15 protein-coding genes and 1 tRNA gene are annotated in these 17,093 nt (G+C 35.4%); 6 read left to right on the top strand and 10 right to left on the bottom strand.

What is annotated here, in order from left to right; genetic code table 11:
- Positions 1-103: 103 nt before the first annotated feature.
- The 8 genes from Bandiella_RS06775 to acnA all read right to left on the bottom strand — a co-directional run bounded on the left by Bandiella_RS06775 (position 104) and on the right by acnA (position 10,565).
- The gene (locus Bandiella_RS06775) at positions 104-988 is read right to left on the bottom strand and encodes a recombinase family protein (protein WP_323732887.1); all 885 of its coding nucleotides are present in this window, start codon (positions 986-988) and stop codon (positions 104-106) included.
- The gene (locus Bandiella_RS06780) at positions 985-1,266 is read right to left on the bottom strand and encodes a type II toxin-antitoxin system RelE family toxin (RefSeq protein ID WP_323732888.1); all 282 of its coding nucleotides are present in this window, start codon (positions 1,264-1,266) and stop codon (positions 985-987) included. Before Bandiella_RS06780 ends, Bandiella_RS06775 begins: the two co-directional genes overlap by 4 nt.
- Positions 1,238-1,456 carry a type II toxin-antitoxin system RelB family antitoxin gene (gene relB, locus Bandiella_RS06785; RefSeq protein ID WP_323732889.1) on the bottom strand — a complete coding sequence of 73 codons (219 nt, stop codon included), beginning with the start codon at positions 1,454-1,456 and terminating at the stop codon, positions 1,238-1,240. Before relB ends, Bandiella_RS06780 begins: the two co-directional genes overlap by 29 nt.
- Before the next feature lie 133 nt (positions 1,457-1,589).
- Positions 1,590-1,901, bottom strand: a complete 312-nt coding sequence (locus Bandiella_RS06790; RefSeq protein WP_323732890.1) for a hypothetical protein — start codon at positions 1,899-1,901, stop codon at positions 1,590-1,592.
- Between the two features lies 1 nt (position 1,902).
- Positions 1,903-6,726, bottom strand: coding sequence for a hemagglutinin repeat-containing protein (locus Bandiella_RS06795; RefSeq protein WP_323732891.1), 4,824 nt, complete (start codon positions 6,724-6,726; stop codon positions 1,903-1,905).
- Between the two features lie 46 nt (positions 6,727-6,772).
- A complete protein-coding gene (locus Bandiella_RS06800) occupies positions 6,773-7,477 on the bottom strand; it encodes an IS6 family transposase (RefSeq protein WP_323732571.1) in 705 nt (234 codons plus the stop codon).
- Positions 7,478-7,586: 109 nt separating this feature from the next.
- Positions 7,587-7,739, bottom strand: a complete 153-nt coding sequence (locus Bandiella_RS06805) for an IS1/IS1595 family N-terminal zinc-binding domain-containing protein (RefSeq protein ID WP_407651246.1) — start codon at positions 7,737-7,739, stop codon at positions 7,587-7,589.
- A 204-nt stretch (positions 7,740-7,943) separates the two neighbouring features.
- Positions 7,944-10,565 carry an aconitate hydratase AcnA gene (gene acnA / locus Bandiella_RS06810; RefSeq protein WP_323732892.1) on the bottom strand — a complete coding sequence of 874 codons (2,622 nt, stop codon included), beginning with the start codon at positions 10,563-10,565 and terminating at the stop codon, positions 7,944-7,946.
- Between the two features lie 234 nt (positions 10,566-10,799).
- Between acnA and sucC the strand changes: the two genes are divergently transcribed.
- Complete coding sequence (sucC, locus tag Bandiella_RS06815) at positions 10,800-11,960, top strand: ADP-forming succinate--CoA ligase subunit beta (RefSeq protein ID WP_323732893.1); 1,161 nt, start codon at positions 10,800-10,802, stop codon at positions 11,958-11,960.
- Between the two features lie 15 nt (positions 11,961-11,975).
- Positions 11,976-12,848 (top strand): succinate--CoA ligase subunit alpha, encoded by an 873-nt coding sequence (sucD, locus tag Bandiella_RS06820; protein ID WP_323732894.1) that lies wholly within the window; start codon positions 11,976-11,978, stop codon positions 12,846-12,848.
- Between the two features lie 30 nt (positions 12,849-12,878).
- On the opposite strand, the gene Bandiella_RS06825 is transcribed toward sucD, so the two are convergent.
- Entirely contained in the window at positions 12,879-13,049 is a 171-nt protein-coding gene (locus tag Bandiella_RS06825) for a hypothetical protein (RefSeq protein WP_323732895.1), read from the bottom strand.
- 180 nt (positions 13,050-13,229) lie between these two features.
- On the bottom strand, positions 13,230-13,640 hold the full coding sequence (locus Bandiella_RS06830; protein ID WP_323732896.1) for a hypothetical protein: 411 nt from the start codon (positions 13,638-13,640) through the stop codon (positions 13,230-13,232).
- A 377-nt stretch (positions 13,641-14,017) separates the two neighbouring features.
- Between Bandiella_RS06830 and hemH the strand changes: the two genes are divergently transcribed.
- The 4 genes from hemH (at position 14,018) to xth (ending at position 16,698) form a co-directional block, all read left to right on the top strand.
- Complete coding sequence (gene hemH, locus Bandiella_RS06835) at positions 14,018-15,031, top strand: ferrochelatase (protein ID WP_323732897.1); 1,014 nt, start codon at positions 14,018-14,020, stop codon at positions 15,029-15,031.
- On the top strand, positions 15,024-15,701 hold the full coding sequence (gene lipB / locus Bandiella_RS06840; RefSeq protein ID WP_323732898.1) for a lipoyl(octanoyl) transferase LipB: 678 nt from the start codon (positions 15,024-15,026) through the stop codon (positions 15,699-15,701). Before hemH ends, lipB begins: the two co-directional genes overlap by 8 nt.
- A gap of 43 nt (positions 15,702-15,744) precedes the next feature.
- Positions 15,745-15,819 (top strand) — tRNA-Asn (locus Bandiella_RS06845).
- A 57-nt stretch (positions 15,820-15,876) separates the two neighbouring features.
- Positions 15,877-16,698: an exodeoxyribonuclease III gene (gene xth / locus Bandiella_RS06850; protein WP_323732899.1), complete on the top strand. Its 822-nt coding sequence runs from the start codon at positions 15,877-15,879 to the stop codon at positions 16,696-16,698.
- The last annotated feature ends 395 nt before the right edge of the window (positions 16,699-17,093 follow it).

Consider the following 17,093-nt stretch of genomic DNA (forward strand, 5'->3'; position numbering starts at 1 on the left):
GTCTGTTAGATGTCTATTGTAGGTCAATATGACATACAATAGTATAAAAGTAAAGAGTATATTTATGGGTCTGTTAGACTTACATTGGACCTACATCGTGGGTCTACCAACTTTTATCTAACTTCTCAGAAGTAATACTATGTTCAATAAAGCAATTTCTCATGTCAGCAATATTTGCCATTTCATAAATTATTTCTTCTATTTCACTATCTAAATTTTCTTCAGTAGTATATTTTATAGTCAATTTATAATCCCAAGAATCTTTACAAGGTTTTTCTAAATCATAGTAGCTATTTAAATAATCTTCTATTTCTTGTCTAACTCTTGTTTTTCCTCTAACAAACTTACTATTATTTTCAACCATCAGCCATAAATCAAGCTCAATAGATTTCTCTATATCTTTGGATATATCGTATGTTTTTAAAATCTTTTGAACAGTGCCAGTTCCTATATTTAACTTTTTTGCTATTTTTAATATAGCCATTCCGCCAGCTCTTAAACTTAATACGTCTTGTACCTTCTCTTCAAATATAATTGGTCTACCTAGTTGAGTACCACTATTTTTAGCTCTCTCTAATCCAGCTTTAACTCTTTCACTAATTATAGAACGCTCAAATTCACTAAATACACCTATCATCTGAAACATTGCTTTTCCAGATGAGGTTCTTGTATCTATGCCTTGTTGATGAAGATATAAATCTACACCTTTATCATCAAGGAGTTTAAGGAAACTAACCAAATCCTGTAATGATCTACCTAATCTACATACAGACCATGCAGCTACTATATCTATTTTATTTTGCAATATAGCTTTTTGTAGCTTTAAAAACTCAGGTCTATCTGATTTAGTACCACTTATCCCAGTATCTATATAATATTTATAAATATGCCAGCCAGATTTCTTAGCAACTTTATCTAACTCTAATCTTTGGTTATCAGTGGTTTGCTCATTTGTTGAAACCCTTAAATAAAATGCTACTTTCTTCATGTTATTTTATAAACAGAATCTCTTTTTCCAATTCTTATGACTAGTACTACAAGGTCATTATCTTTAATCTGTGATAAAATCCTATATTTGCCAACTCTGTATCTCCATATTTTAACTAAATCATTAGACTTTAATGCAATTCCATGAGCTCTAGGGTCTTGTTGTACTTTTTGTCGTAAATAGCCTATAATCCTTTTCTGCTCTTGTTTTTCTAGCTTACTAAAGTCTTTATCAGCCCCAGTAGTAAAATTAATCCGCCAAGTCATATTTTTTTTCAATCTCATCCAAAGATATAGTAGACTCTCCTTTTTCTATTCTAGCTAAAGCAATTAAAATATCAGCTTTCTCTTCTAAATAATTTTCTAAAGCCTTTTTTATAATATATCCTTTGTTACGATCTGTTTCAGAAGAAACAATATTAAGAATATGATTTAACTCTTCTGGAATCCTTGCAGTAATTGTAGCCATATAAATTTACAATAAATTATTTAATAAATATAACTTATGAATACAACGTATTCAATGTTATTTGTTATAAATGTAAGATTTATTATAACTGAAGCCTGTACAAAAAACAATGGTTTATTGTATGAAAATTTACCTATTCTGCAGAGCCCCTTTCCCCTTGATTATTTTCCTCATTTTCATTAGGGTTTTTTGTATGGTTGGCTAGCCATTTAATTTCCAATCCTTCATATTCTATTTGCTGCTTGACTTCATCTAAAGATAAAAACCAGTCATCATACATCATTTCTTCATTTGAATCTGGCCATTTTGTTCCATCATTTGGCCATGTAAATATATAATATCCCTTTCTACCGTCACTTGCGGCACTTTCAATCATAATTTCGCCATGAGGACTATATTCGCCCTTTGTTATTTTTCCTTTTACTCCTAATTTTATTTCTACCATATCACTTTATTATTATATGATTATTTGTTATTCTTTTTCCTACTTGATTGTACCTTTCTAAGTGAAAATGCCTTGGATAAGGTGGGTGATTACCTTCAATAGAGCCCCTATCAATCCTAAATTGTCTTAAACCATCAGCACTTCTGAATACACCTTTATCAATTTCTTTATACCCTTCACCAAGCCATTTCTCTCCTAATTCTAAAGCTTCAGATTCTGTAAATTTTTGTGAACTAGTAAATTTACCATCCTTATTATTTGTTTCTTTAATTGTTTCTTCGAATTTATTATCATCATTATTATCTCCTGGATCGAAGTCATCATCAGGATCAGGTGCTCCTGATGAGGCTACTGCTGTTCCTGGCTCTTGCTGAGTTTGCTGCTTATCTTTAGAAATATCATCATTGCTATCTTTGTAAGATTCTTCATTAAGCTTATCTGTTGTAATTTTAATTCCAAGCCAAGCTGCAGCTCCTATTGAAATTTCCAGAACAGCTTTTACGCATGCAGAACTTGTCGCACAGCTTCTTATTGCCTGACCAATTCCCATCGCCGCTAATGGCAATGCTGCTGGTCTAATCACTGGATTTTCTGACATATACTTCGATACTGCTGCATATGCTGTATCAATTGCGCCATTTCTATCTAATACCAAATTATTACTTTCTAAGTGATGTGCTAATCTAATAATTGATAATTTTTTATATATATCACCATTGAGTTCTGGATATTTTTCTAAAATTTTTTGATCTATTTCTGATAATTCATCTAGAGTATTTTTTCTTGCATATTTATTATTTGTAAATACTTGATCCTTGGGATTAAATTTAGTTTTCTCATCTTGTGTGATGCTTTCTTTATTTGGCAATATATTACCTAATGCTTCCCCAACCTCACCAACTGCATCCATAAAGCTAGTTGCAATATTCTCAAAGAACTTTCCAGATTTTAGATTTTCTATTGCCTTCTTCTTTGTTTCTTCATTTAAAGAGCTAAACTTAGCTCTTATTGTTTCTATTTTATAATTATAATCAAAGCTACTTGTCTTACTTACATCTCTATTTGCTTTTTCTATTTCACATACTTTATTAACTTCACTTTCTGTACATTTGACTTCTCCTTTTCCTATTGTCGCAAATGTATATCCATCCCCATCTCTTCCGCCAATCACAACTCCGTATTTACTTATCTTTCCATCGCTTCCTTTGTTTTCAGTTATATAATTAATACTTGCTCCAAGAGTATGCCCCTCATCACTATCGTATACATGCTTCACAAATAACTCTCCTACAGTAAGTATCAAATTACCCACATCTTTGTAATTCCCTTCTTCATCTACTTCAGCATTTGCTATCATTGCTCCATTTAACTCTAGCGCATGTGCTACTATTATATTTGTATCTTCTTGTCCAACTAACCTTGTTAACTTACTTACTACATTTCTCTTACCACTACTTACTTCAAATGATCCACCATAGTTCTTAGATACACTATTACCCCATCCTTTTGATAATCCAAAGCTCCTACCACTGCTTTCTTCTAGCTCTTTTACTGATTCCAATATTAAACTCTCAAAGCTTGCTTCAAGTGATTTTGCTTCTATAAATGTACCTTTGATATCCGCATGTCCCTTTACTTTTAACTCTAATCTATTTGTTACATATATTTCTGCATGAATAGGAACTATCTCGTCACTATTTAGCTTTCCTGTATTGCCACCTACATTTGAACCTACAGTTCCACTCATTCCAACTTGGATATTTATTCCACCGCCTTGTGATCTTCTATGTTCTTCGTTATTTGCTGTATTTGTAGTTAGCTTATTTGTATTAAAATATGCATCATATGCTTTGATCTGTGTTGATTTTAATCTCAACTCCTCACTTGTGCTTTCATATGTGCCTTCTTTTAATTTTCCATCTTCTTCTTTTCCTACTTCTATTGTTGTAAACTTAACTGTTCTTTTATCTAACTCATTACTGCTTTCTGAATAACTTGCAGATAACCATACTCCACCTTGGAATAATCCTCCACCTGCTGCTATACCCATTAATGTATTATATGCATCCCATGCTGCAAATGCTGTATTAATCGCTCCTTCTTTCCCACCTTGCCTAATACTTTTATCTACACTCTTACCACTTTCTATAAGTCCTGCTATACTATTTTGTATCCCTAACTTCAATCCTAAAAACCCTTCTACTTTCCTTTGGCTATGTGTCTTAGTATCATATACCACATCATGTATTTCTAGTTTAGATCTTGTTGTTAACTTTTCCTCTGCTTTTATATACGCTCCTTCTGTATAAATAGTTTCATCTGTATCTAGTGTTATAAAATGCCCTACTAAACTTGAGACCCTATGTATTGCTTCCGCACTCGTCTCTCTACTTTTACTCACCTTAATCCCAAGCCCTACACTTTGCTCTCTTGAATTTGATGTAAATGCAAAGCCTATTCCTTTTTTATCTACAGCCGCATAACTAAAATCTAATTCTGGTGCTGCCACTAACTTTATCCCTTTTGGTGCTTTTATTTCTATCGTCTCAGCCTCTACCTTACTTGCCAACTGTAACCATCCGCCACTTCCATAGCCTATAAATGTGGCACATTTTCCATCCATAGTTTTAACCACATTTTTCTCATCTTCTAACCCCTTACAGTCGTTATTAATTTGAATTATTGTAGGAACTATCTCCTCAGATACTGATTTGCCAACATATTTTTTGCTTCTTATTACATAATCACTTTCTCCCCACTCTTCTTTTAGCAGTATATTCTTACCAGGTAATAAGCTTATTAATCCAACAATATCATCTTTTCCAGTCTTAATCTCCATTGAGCTTGTTGTTATGATCGCTGCCCTTATTGCTGTATCTTCTAATGACCCAAATACTACTTTCTTAGCTGCACTTATAAAAGGTCTTATAATATTCGTAATGCTACTATATGAATATGTTTCACTACTAAACACGAACCAACTATCATCTTCATATCTCTCACTTATATACTTATTCGCAACTGCTTCTATTACATTCTTCCCAAGCTTTGCTTCTAACTCAAATTCTCCTTCTGTTTTAATTATTGGTGAGTATAAGTAATTTCCATTTTGACTTACTATCTTTATATCTCCACTTGCCATTATCCTAGCAAGTTCATATTCTAAACTCTCACTTCTACTATACCCATCACCCCATGAATAATATAATTTATTATATATTGCAGCTGGTATAACTATTACCTTATCTCCTGATTCTATTGCAATGGTATTAGCTTTTATCTCTCCACCTTTTACACCAATATTTCCTTTAGAATTTACTTTAAAGCTTCCACTCAAATCTACTGCTGGACTATTCATTGGCACATAGCTTACTTTATGCGAGTTACTACTATATTGTTCAATCACCTTCACAAGCATTTCCATTATAAAGCTACCTCTAGCCTCGACATTTAAACTACCACTTCCCTTAATTTGATTTAGCTGATAAATATTCCTTGCTTCTATAAATGTATCTCCTATTGAATCTATCAATCCACCATTAAATACATCTTCATCTATAATTAATGTTGTATCCTTAAGTGCTATCGTTGCACTACTATAACCATCCTTAAGTATCTCTTCTGTTACATACAATCTTAAAGACCATGCTTCAATTTCATTTATATTTTCTTTTACTGGCCACAGTATTGCATCCACAAGCTCACTTTGTTGCCATCTTGTTAATTCTATGCCTGGTATTAACCCTAAATCCCTTTTAGCTGTGACTGCATTCTTAAGCAATTGATCAAACTCTTCATCATCATTCTTCTTATGATTCCATATATATGCTTTACCTAACTTATCAAAGATTGCTCTTTTTAATACCTCATGTTCATAATCAGGGTCTGCTAGTATTTGTATAATATCACCTGTACTATATCCCAATTCCTTCAGTAAATAAGCAGTTCCTTTTTGTTTCATTCCTGGAAGCTCAAATATACTTTCAAATATGTAATTGGTTACTAATCCACCACTTGCAACTAACCCAGTCCCATCACCAGCAAGTGCACAACTATCTCCGCAAGACCCATCTCCTATTGCTAATTGATTTGGTGTATTTACTTTGTAAATCCCAGGATTATATTGCTCAAAGAAATATCTTAAAAATCTTGCTTCTTGACTGCTTTGACCACCAAAGTTAAATACATTATCCAATCTTATTTCATAACCTTCCTTCCTTAGACTATTCATCATATCAATTGCTGATAGCTTAAACTCTTCTATCTCCTGTGATTTTAAATCATATGGTACCAGTGCATTGCTATTATCCTTAAACTCATCAAGTAGTTTTGACAATTCACTTTTTGCTACTGCATAATTTGAAAGCCCTGCTACCCTAGCTCCTTCTACATCTGTAAATGCTACTGTTGAAGGATAGGTTTTATATATTGTGGTTCCTTTTCTTGTGTTATAAAAATTGTTATTTGTTTGCACATCTTCATTTATATATCTGATCGCTTCTTGACCTCTCAGAATTATTTCTAAAATTGGGTTTTTAAAGAATGCCTCAAATTGACTATTACTTCCTGTGGTTTGTATTATATTGTCATTAAAATATGCTTCCGTACTAGCTTTTATACATTTAAATTTTAAAATAAAATCTGATTGTCTACCCCTTTTTGTTAGATCATCCCCTATATTTCTTAGGTATTTCTCATTAGAGACTGGAACCATGTACTCGTCTCCAGGGTAATATTCCCAATAATAAAACATACTAATATTATGCTCTTCTATTACAAGACTTTTAGCTATGTTTTCTATACTAATTTTTGGGCTCTGTCGCATCTGTAATATGATGCAAAAACTTTCAAATTATTTGTATATTTTTCCATTAAGCAGTTAGTGAAAGAAATTTATCAAAGTCAGAATTATAATTGTCATTGTCAGCAAGTTGTCCTTTTTTAATCATGTGCAAGAGCTCTATTCCTGCAATAGTCCTGGCGGCACTTCTAAAGGATTTGAAACCAAGCATCGGTCTAGTTCGTTTCTTTACAAATCTGTGATCGCCTTCTATCCTATTGTTTAGATATTTGTTATGCCTAATTTCTATTTGGTCTTCTTTAGATAATGGCTTATTGATCGAATTCAAAGCAGAAGTATTAGAGCCACTTTTATCTATATTAACCTTTATAGGCTGGCCACTAGATTTAATTGCTTTCCTGAAAAACGCTTTAGCTGCCCTTTTATCTCTTTTTGCTCTTAGCATAAAATCTATGGTATCCCCGTATTTATCAACTGCTCTATACAAATAGACCCATTTACCTTTAACCTTGATATATGTCTCGTCCATTCTCCAGCTGCCGTTGACTGGCTTTTTTCTTTTTCTGAATCTTCCTTCAAGTATTGGCATAAACTTTACTACCCATCTTTGTAGAGTGGCGTGATCTATGTTGAGTCCTCTCAACCCGCCTATCTCTTCTATCTCTCTGTAACTTAAAGAATATCTTCCTTTCATATACAGCGATACCATAATGATTTCTGCGCCATATTCATGGTTCTTAAAATACTTCATTAATTTTGGGTCTACTTTAAACATTATTACCAGCAACTATTTCTTTCAGAATATCAAAAATTCTTATGTGTTTCAACAGATGCGACAGAACCCAGAATTTTCAAAAAGATGCTCTGTCACGCCCTTACCTCCATTAACTTGACGGTGCCGTAAAATTACATCCACACTCTTTGCATTTATACCTTTGCATACCCCTAATATTACCATTCTTAACGTATTTACTGCTACTGCATTTTTTACACTCTGTATTCATATTTCTATTTTCTTTGTTGCTCGCTATATTCATTTTAGCATCTTATCTATCTTATGGCAACACTCCCAAAAAATTGGCTTCAAAACATTTCTGCAGTATCTCATAACATCTGAGCGCTATTTGTACGTTTCTAATCCTAATCGTTCGTGTTCCTGGATTTTTTAAAGCTATCTGTCGTCCACACATTTGCCAATTCTTAATTTGACTTAAGTTGCACGACTTACGTTGACAGATAAATCAAACATCAAACTTTTTCAGAACATAACTCAGAATTCCATCATTCAGGAAATACTCCAGCTCCATATCTGTATCTATTCTTACAAGCAGATCAATCTCGTATACGGACTTCTTATCACGTTCTATTATACACTTTATAGCTCCTTTAGGCCGCACTTTATTGTATCCCAGTAAAGTGACTGATTCGCTCCCATTCAACTCAAATGTATCTAAAGAGGTGTTTACAAGTTGCAGAGGCAATACCCCCATGCCAACTAAATTTGACCGATGAATTCTTTCAAAACTTTCCGCTATCACTGCTTTGATGCCAAGTAACTTCGTACCTTTGGCTGCCCAATCTCTAGACGAACCTGTGCCGTACTCTTTGCCCGCAAAAACTACAAGTGGAACACCATCTTTTTTATAATCAACTGCGGCAGCATGAATTGTTGTTAAGGTGCCCGTGTTATTTTGATCATAGTACTTGGTATAGCCACCTTCCTTCCCACCCGCTATTTTATTTTTAATTCTGATATTGGCAAACGTTCCTCTGACCATCACCTCGTCGTTTCCCCTTCTCGAGCCAAATGAATTAAAGTTTTCTGGTAGTACTCCCTTATCAATTAGATACTCTCCCGCTGAGTGGTTTTTGGAAATGTTACCCGCAGGGCTGATATGATCAGTGGTAACACTATCTCCAAAAATTGCTAATATTCTTGCTTCTTTCAGGCTGTCTATGGCAGAGTTGCTTACCTCTGACTCTTTGAAAAAAGGAGGTTTCTTTATGTATGTGCTTTCATGCTGCCATGAGTAACATAACGTTTTATCAATTCTAATTCCCTCCCATTCTTTATCTCCCCTAAGTATATCTCTATACTTGGCAATATAAGTCTCTCTGTTTAGAACCTCATCAATCACCTCTTTTATTTCTTGATTAGATGGCCATATGTCTTTAAGGTACACCCCCTGACCGTTTTCATCAAATCCTAACGCTTCATTTAGAATATCAAAATCAATATACCCCACAAGAGCAAACGCAACGCAAAGAATTGGAGAGGCTAAATAGTTATCTTTTACCAGAGGGTGGATTCTGCCTTCAAAGTTTCTATTACCAGACAATATCGATGCAACAGACAAGCCTCTCTCTTTTATCTCCTCCTCTACTTCTTTCAATAACGGTCCAGAGTTTCCTATGCATGTTGTGCATCCGTAACCCACTAGGTAAAAACCAAGTTTTTCAAGATAATACATTAACCCTGATTTTTCTAAATATTGCGTTACCACTTTAGAACCTGGTGCTAACGATGTTTTTACCCATTTTTTAGTTCTAAGCCCACTTTCGTAAGCCTTTTTAGCAAGTAAACCAGCACCTATCAAGACATACGGATTAGAAGTGTTGGTACAACTGGTAATTGCAGAAATCACTATGTCACCATTTTGCAATTTATCATGTTTTTCTTTATCCCTAACTTTTTGTTTAAGCTCTGAAAGCTCAATTCTATCCTGAGGCCGTTTAGGGCCTGCTATGCATGGTTTGATACTACTTATGTCTAGTTCCAAATACTCATTATACCGGACTTGCTGTTCCAGGTTATCTTGCCAAATACCCTGTTCTTTTGCATAAGCTTCCACTAAGGCGATTTGCAATTTGTCTCTTCCTGTTAAATGTAGATATCTTATTACTTCCTGGTCAATTGGGAAATGCCCACAAGTTGCTCCATATTCTGGCGCCATGTTAGCGACTGTTGCTCGTTCAAATAGCGAAAGAGCTTCAACTCCTGGACCATAAAACTCCACAAATTTACCAACCACATTTTCTTTCCTCAAAATTTCGGTGATAGTCAGAACCAAATCTGTAGCTGTGACTCCTTGAGGCAGCTTCCCTGTTAGTTTAAACCCGACTACTTTTGGGATAAGTAGTGATACTGGCTGCCCTAACATGCATGCCTCCGCTTCTATCCCCCCAACTCCCCATCCAAGCACTGACAAACCGTTTATCATAGTTGTGTGACTATCAGTTCCAACTAATGTATCAAAAAAAGCTGTTTTGCACCCATTCACATCTCGGCTGGAAACAACATCTGCTAGATACTCTAGATTGACTTGATGGCAAATTCCTGTCCCTGGTGGAATGACCCGGAAGTTTTCAAACGACTCCTGACCCCATTTTAGGAACTGATACCTCTCATTATTTCTTTGCATTTCTAACTCTATGTTCTGGGCATAAGAATCAGTCGAACCAAACTTATCTACCTGCACTGAATGATCGATAACCAAGTCTGTGGGTATCAAAGGTTTAATCTGCCCTGGGTCCTTACCAGCATCTTTAAGAGCGTCTCTCATAGCTGCTAAGTCAACAATTGCTGGCACGCCAGTAAAATCTTGCATCAAAACGCGTGCTGGATAGAATAAGATTTCACGGCTTGGCTCCTGCTCATCCGCATAGTTTAGTAAATTCTTGATGCTGTTTGGGGCGACGTTTCTTTCATCCACATTTCTCAATAGATTCTCCAACAAAATCTTTATAACGTTGGGTATTTTAGTTAAGTCCATGCCTAAAGAATGTGTGGCTTTTTTAAGGCTGAAAAACCTGTAGGTATTACCACGAACTATCAGTTCACTTTTTACTTTAAAACTATCCATTTTTACCAGCAAGAGATATAATTGACGTAAAGCATTATAAACCGAAAATTTAGGAAATAACAACACCTATGTGAACTTCTCACCAAGCTTTTATGGCAAATTAGGTTCATAAGTTGACAAAAGGTGCATGTACTAATTCTTAATTTGACTTAGGGCATATAGAAATTACATTTACAAGTTCATGGTTATTTATTATGATGAACTGCTTATGAAACTACTGAAAATTATACTTATATGAATATCCACGAATATCAAGCAAAGCAAATTTTAGCTGGCTATGGTCTTGCACTGCCTCAAGGAATTTTAGTAGATAATGCGGCTGAAGCAGTTGAAGCTGCGAAAAAAATCAAGTCAAACTTTTGGGTGTTAAAAGCCCAGGTGCATGCAGGTGGAAGGGGGAAAGCTGGCGGGGTCAAACTGGCTAAAACACTCGACGAAGTGGGAGAAATTGCTTCTCAAATGTTAGGCATGACATTGGTTACTCCACAGACAGGCCAGGAAGGAAAAGAAGTGCGAAAAATATATGTTGAGGCAAGCAGTCACATCAAAAAGGAGTATTACGTTTCTTTGGTTTTGGATAGAGACAATGAGTGTATCACGATAGCAGCCTCAACTGAGGGGGGAATGGAGATTGAAGAAGTAGCGAAAGAAAGCCCTGAGAAAATTCTTAAAGTGCATGTCGATCCGACTCTTGGTATTCAAAATTTTCATATTACTAAGCTGGTTTTTGGGATGGGTTTTGATAAAACGCAAGCAAAAAGCTTCACTAAAGTTATAAAAGCTTTATATAATTCTTTCGTTGATACAGATGCTAGCCAAATAGAAATTAACCCTTTAATTGAAGATGATAAAGGTGAATTCATTCCACTGGATGCTAAGTTTAACTTTGATGATAATGCAATTTATCGACATAAAGATATAGAAGCTATGCGAGATTTGGATGAAGAAAATCCGCAAGAAATTCAAGCTAAGAAATTTGACTTAAGCTATATCAAAATGGATGGCTCTATAGGTTGCATGGTGAATGGAGCTGGGCTTGCAATGGCTACGATGGATATTATTAAACTTTATGGTGGCAATCCGGCTAATTTTTTAGATGTGGGAGGCGGTGCCACCACAGAAAAGGTGACCGAGGCGTTTAAGATTATATTATCAGATAAAAATGTCAAAGGCATTTTAGTTAATATATTTGGGGGTATTATGAAATGCGACATCATTGCAAACGGCATAGTCTTTGCAGCGAAGGATGTGAAGATCAATGTTCCTCTTGTAGTTAGATTAGAAGGTACTAATGCAGAAATTGGCAAAAGAATATTAGAGGAGTCTGGGCTTCGACTTGAAGCAGCAAGTGATCTGGGAGATGCTGCAAGAAAAATAGTAAACGCGATTAGTTAAATTAGAGAGGTAGGTATGTCAATTTTAGTAAATTCTGAAACGAAAGTCATTTGTCAGGGCTTTACAGGTTCTCAAGGAACATTCCATTCAGAGCAGGCAATGCAGTATGGTACAAAAATGGTTGGTGGGGTAACACCATGGAAAGGTGGCTCTAATCATCTTGGTCTGCCGGTGTTTAATACCGTTGAAGAGGCTGTGCACAAAACAAAAGCCGATGCATCTGTTATATATGTACCTCCTGCATTCGCCGCAGATTCAATTATGGAAGCAATTGATGCAAAATTGGGGTTGGTTGTGTGTATTACAGAGGGTATACCTGTACTTGACATGTTGAGGGTAAAAAAAGCTTTGGCTGGCTCTAAAACAAGATTGATAGGACCTAATTGCCCCGGGATTATTACACCAGGTGAATGTAAAATAGGGATTATGCCAGGATATATCCACCGAAAAGGCGGCGTTGGTATAGTTTCTAAATCTGGCACATTAACTTACGAAGCCGTGCACCAAACGACAAAGTTAGGATTGGGGCAATCAACATGTATCGGAATTGGTGGAGATCCAATTAACGGCACAAGCTTTATAGATGCTATTGATATGTTGTTGCACGATGATGAAACTTCTTCAATTATTATGATTGGTGAGATAGGTGGCATGGCAGAAATTGATGCAGCAGAGTTTGTTAAAGGCCATAAAATAAAGAAGCCTATGGTTGGATTTATCGCAGGTGTAACAGCTCCTCCTGGGGAAAGAATGGGGCATGCAGGTGCGGTGATTTCAGGTGAAGATGATACTGCTGAGGCTAAGATTGAAGCAATGAAAAGCGCTGGGATAACCGTTTCCATATCCCCTGCTGAGATCGGAAAAACTATGTATTCCATGATTTTTTAGAACCTCACTCAGATATATACCTCTCGTAAATCAAGAGTTGATGAAATTTATAGACGACAGAGCCTCTTGCTCTGCTGCCCCAAAATTAAACAGCTCCTTAAATTTGCGATATTGATGCTCACTACCAACCAATTGATCCAAACATACCATTATTATTTGATGCGCTGATGACATTTTTCTCTTCTTTATTCTGTAATCCACTCCACTATACCTTTCTTTATTCCATCTTGCAACACTCCCTATTTGTACTCAGACGTTATGCGAAGTCCGAAGTATTTCTTCAAGTTATCGGAGCATACCTTCCAAGAGTTGTATCTTTTGGGACTTCAAAATTTTTTGTCCATCCAACCCTTGGAAGATATATTAAATTCCACGTTTTAATCAAAATGCCTCTGCATAATGATCGTAATGTGAGTGTTCAAGTTGTATATTGTTGACATTGGTGTCTTCATGTAGATTTGCATCAAGGTCTTCTTGAGAACTATCTTTGTTTAGGATCTCTATATAAGGCCATTTCTGGTTGCTTATTGTTTTATACAATAAAGTAGACCATTGCAATACAGACATAGGGTTTTTACCTACATATCCAGTGACTGAGCTAAGAACCATGGAGCTACTTATAGCAGTTGGTATAATCGGGACTCCTGCTATAGCTAATGCCCCAATTACTCCCGAAGCCACCACAAAAGTTTGTATTGCAACATACGTATAAGAGTTTTTCTCGCCATTATATTGCGCTACTGTCTCATACTTTATTGGTGCTTTAACGTTAATGTTATATTGAATATACATATTTTACCCCTCGATTTATTGATAATTATTGTTTTCGCTAATTTTAATACCAAACTTTTTTACGAATAGTTGCATAGCATTCCATAATATATTTTGCGTCTTTTAAAAATTGGCATTGTCATCTTCATGTTATCGCATCTCCTTACGTACTTGTTTATACGTTCCTCATGCTTAGCATTTAGCTCCTCACAAATTTTTAAAATACTTTGAATATACCAGACTATATCCGTCCTAACTGTTCATAATCAAAATCAACACACAATCTAAGCGTAGCATCGGCACAAGCATAAGTAAATACCTATCGAAAAAAAATCTTTAATAATTCAAAGCTTATTGATAGAATCCGGCCTATGCTTTGAGATATAAAAACAAACAGTATGATTAAGCGAAAAGTTGCAATAATTTTGTATAATTTAGGCGGTCCTAACGGTGAAGATGACATTGGTCCTTTTTTATTTAATTTATTTTACGATAAAAACATCATCAACATACCAAACCCATTCCGCTTCCTAGTAGCAAAGTTCATTTCAAAAAGCAGGAAAAAAGAGGCAACAAAGAATTACAATAAAATTGGTGGTAAGTCTCCTTTGCTTTCCAATACATTAAAGCAGAAAGAGGCCCTTCAAAATAAGTTGGATAAAGAACAATACAAAGTGTTTGTTTGTATGAATTTCTGGCATCCAATGCCTGATGAGGTGGTGGATGATGTAAAGAATTATAATCCATCTGGGATTATATTGCTTCCGTTATATCCGCAATTTTCCACAACAACTACTGGATCATTCTTGAGCAAATGGGAAGACGCCAGAAACAAAGCAGGTTTAGTTTGTGAGCAGAAAGTGGTATGTTGCTATTATTCTCAGAGCAATTTTATTACGGCATATACCAATATTCTGCGGAAGTTTTATGCCTCAGCTGCTACAGATGGGAAACCTTTTGTGGTATTTATCGCACATGGTTTGCCTGAAAAAATTGTGAAGAATGGGGACCCTTACCAATGGCAAATCGAAAATACGGTTAAGGAGATTGTCAAAATGGCCGATATCCAAGGTATGGAATATATCACATGCTATCAAAGTAGAGTTGGTCCTATGTCTTGGATTAAGCCCTATGCAGATGAAGTGATACTAAAAGCAGCACAGGAAAATAAAATTATTTTGGTTATCCCAATATCATTTGTTTCTGAACATGTTGAAACTTTGGTTGAGCTTGACATGGAGTATAAGGAGCTTGCAATGCATAACGGCGCAAGGGCTTACCATAGGGCTAACACCGTTGGGGATGATGACATTTTTATTGAAGGGCTGAAAAATATTGTGATAAACGGAGTTGTTAAAGATGTGATATGCCCAAAAGAATATTGCAAGTGTTATAGGCAAGCTAATGGATAAAATTGATTTCATATATTCATATGGCAACATAGAGTACAGCTTTGCTCTGAATTATATGAAGCAGAAGGTGGAGGACATAAATAAAAATATTAGTAATCAAGCAGTTTGGTTATTGGAACACCCAAGCATATATACAGCTGGCAGAAGCGCAGATGATTCAGATATTTTAAATAAACTAGATATTCCATATTATTATACAGATAGGGGTGGGAAGTTCACATACCATGGCCCAGGACAGATGATTATATATATTATGCTCGATATACAAAGGTTGTTTCTGGGGAAGCCGGACGTAAGAATCTTTATAAAAAAGATAGGAACGTGGATAATAAAGGTATTACAGCAAACTGGCATTGATGCATATTTAGATGGAGATAATATAGGGATATGGGTTGGAGATGGTGGATTGAAGAGAAAGATTGCATCAATTGGGATCAAACTAAGCAAGTGGATATCATACCATGGGATTGCATTAAACATTAATCCCGATATGAGCTATTTTCAACACATTGTGCCTTGTGGGATCACGGATTATCAAATGACTTCTATAGAGCTGGAAATAGGCGAAAAATTAACGTACAGCAAATTAAATTCAATCGTTAGGGATAAGTTTTTTGAAGAATTTAGTTATCTTCTGGGATTAGAATATGAAATTTCAAATTCTGGCTAGACTTTTGCTTGAGAGTAATATATATAAATCTATAGATCGTTGTTCCTCGGTAGCTCAGCGGTAGAGCAAACGGCTGTTAACCGTTTGGTCGCTGGTTCGAATCCGGCCCGGGGAGCCATCTTTATTTGGCATACGGCAGTGTATGCTGCGTTTTTCGTCTTTCAAAAACCAACTCTTGAATAAAATATACGGAGTGTCATTAATTGTAAAGAGCAAGGGGTATATGCTAATTTGTTGGAATCTAAACTCTGTGTCGGCAAGGCTGGAACATCTAAAAAAAGTAATAAAGCAAAACAGCCCAGACGTACTTCTGTTACAAGAAATAAAGTGCATTAATGAAAAATTTCCTCATGATGAGCTTGGAGATCTGGGGTACAACATTGAAGTTTTTGGCCAAAAAACATATAACGGAGTTGCTGTTCTAAGCAAGCATCCCATAGAAGATGTGTGTATAGGATTGGAACAAGTAGTTCAGGAGCAAGAAGCGAGGTATATAGAAACAACTGTAGCAATAAACGGTATTTGCAATAGAATAATTTCAGTATACGTACCGAATGGAGCAGAGGTTGGCTCTGAAAAGTTTAAATATAAATTGGAGTTTTTACAAAGACTATACGAAAGATTAAGTCACCTTAAAAGCATAGAGGAGAATATAATCATTGGTGGAGATTTCAATATTGCTCCGGAAGAAATAGATGTATATGACGCAAAGCAAATGTCAGGAAGAGTGTGTTTTCATATAGACGAAAGGAAATGGTTCCGTAAGATATTGAATTTAGGCTATATTGATTCATTCAGAGAATTTAATCGTGACATGCAGCAGTTCAGCTGGTGGGATTATAGAGCTGGTAGCTGGCAGCATAATAAGGGCTTGCGTATAGACCAAATCTTGATTTCTCCGAAATTGATGGATAAAATCACAAAAGCAGGGGTATTAACCGAGCCAAGAGGTTGGGAGAGGACATCAGACCATGCTCCAATCTATATTGGTTGGTAGCGATACATATACTCCGCTAACTTTAAAAATTGGTCTCAAAATATTCCCGCAGTATCTCATTTCGTTGGGTACTTTTGTATCCTCCTCATAATCATTGCCCTTTTTGCATATATTAAAAGGATAAAAATAGATATAAAAATTACAAAATAGTGCGGTTACTTTTTTCTAAAAGGAAAATTTTTTCGATACCAGGGTTTTTGACCATCTAACGTTAGTCAATATTTTTTTTGCAAAAAAAAGTAATTAATTTGCTTTACGAAAGAGAAAATTTAGTTCAAATATACATAATATAAAAAAACACCACACAAATATTGTTGGCTCGCAAAACGCAGTAAAAAGCGTTAGTGATAGTGTTTTCGTTATACCCAAACATAATGTTGTAAAATTAAATTCAT

Source organism: Candidatus Bandiella woodruffii, assembly GCF_034359465.1.
GTDB lineage: Bacteria > Pseudomonadota > Alphaproteobacteria > Rickettsiales > Midichloriaceae > NDG2.

What these genes read in the sequence shown, in the direction of transcription:
- Bandiella_RS06775 (WP_323732887.1), bottom strand. Translation starts at nt 988, where the DNA reads ATGAAGAAAGTAGCATTTTATTTAAGGGTTTCAACAAATGAGCAAACC.
- relB (WP_323732889.1), bottom strand. Translation starts at nt 1,456, where the DNA reads ATGGCTACAATTACTGCAAGGATTCCAGAAGAGTTAAATCATATTCTT.
- Bandiella_RS06790 (WP_323732890.1), bottom strand. Translation starts at nt 1,901, where the DNA reads ATGGTAGAAATAAAATTAGGAGTAAAAGGAAAAATAACAAAGGGCGAA.
- Bandiella_RS06795 (WP_323732891.1), bottom strand. Translation starts at nt 6,726, where the DNA reads ATGCGACAGAGCCCAAAAATTAGTATAGAAAACATAGCTAAAAGTCTT.
- Bandiella_RS06800 (WP_323732571.1), bottom strand. Translation starts at nt 7,477, where the DNA reads ATGTTTAAAGTAGACCCAAAATTAATGAAGTATTTTAAGAACCATGAA.
- Bandiella_RS06805 (WP_407651246.1), bottom strand. Translation starts at nt 7,739, where the DNA reads ATGAATATAGCGAGCAACAAAGAAAATAGAAATATGAATACAGAGTGT.
- acnA (WP_323732892.1), bottom strand. Translation starts at nt 10,565, where the DNA reads ATGGATAGTTTTAAAGTAAAAAGTGAACTGATAGTTCGTGGTAATACC.
- sucC (WP_323732893.1), top strand. Translation starts at nt 10,800, where the DNA reads ATGAATATCCACGAATATCAAGCAAAGCAAATTTTAGCTGGCTATGGT.
- sucD (WP_323732894.1), top strand. Translation starts at nt 11,976, where the DNA reads ATGTCAATTTTAGTAAATTCTGAAACGAAAGTCATTTGTCAGGGCTTT.
- Bandiella_RS06830 (WP_323732896.1), bottom strand. Translation starts at nt 13,640, where the DNA reads ATGTATATTCAATATAACATTAACGTTAAAGCACCAATAAAGTATGAG.
- hemH (WP_323732897.1), top strand. Translation starts at nt 14,018, where the DNA reads ATGATTAAGCGAAAAGTTGCAATAATTTTGTATAATTTAGGCGGTCCT.
- lipB (WP_323732898.1), top strand. Translation starts at nt 15,024, where the DNA reads ATGGATAAAATTGATTTCATATATTCATATGGCAACATAGAGTACAGC.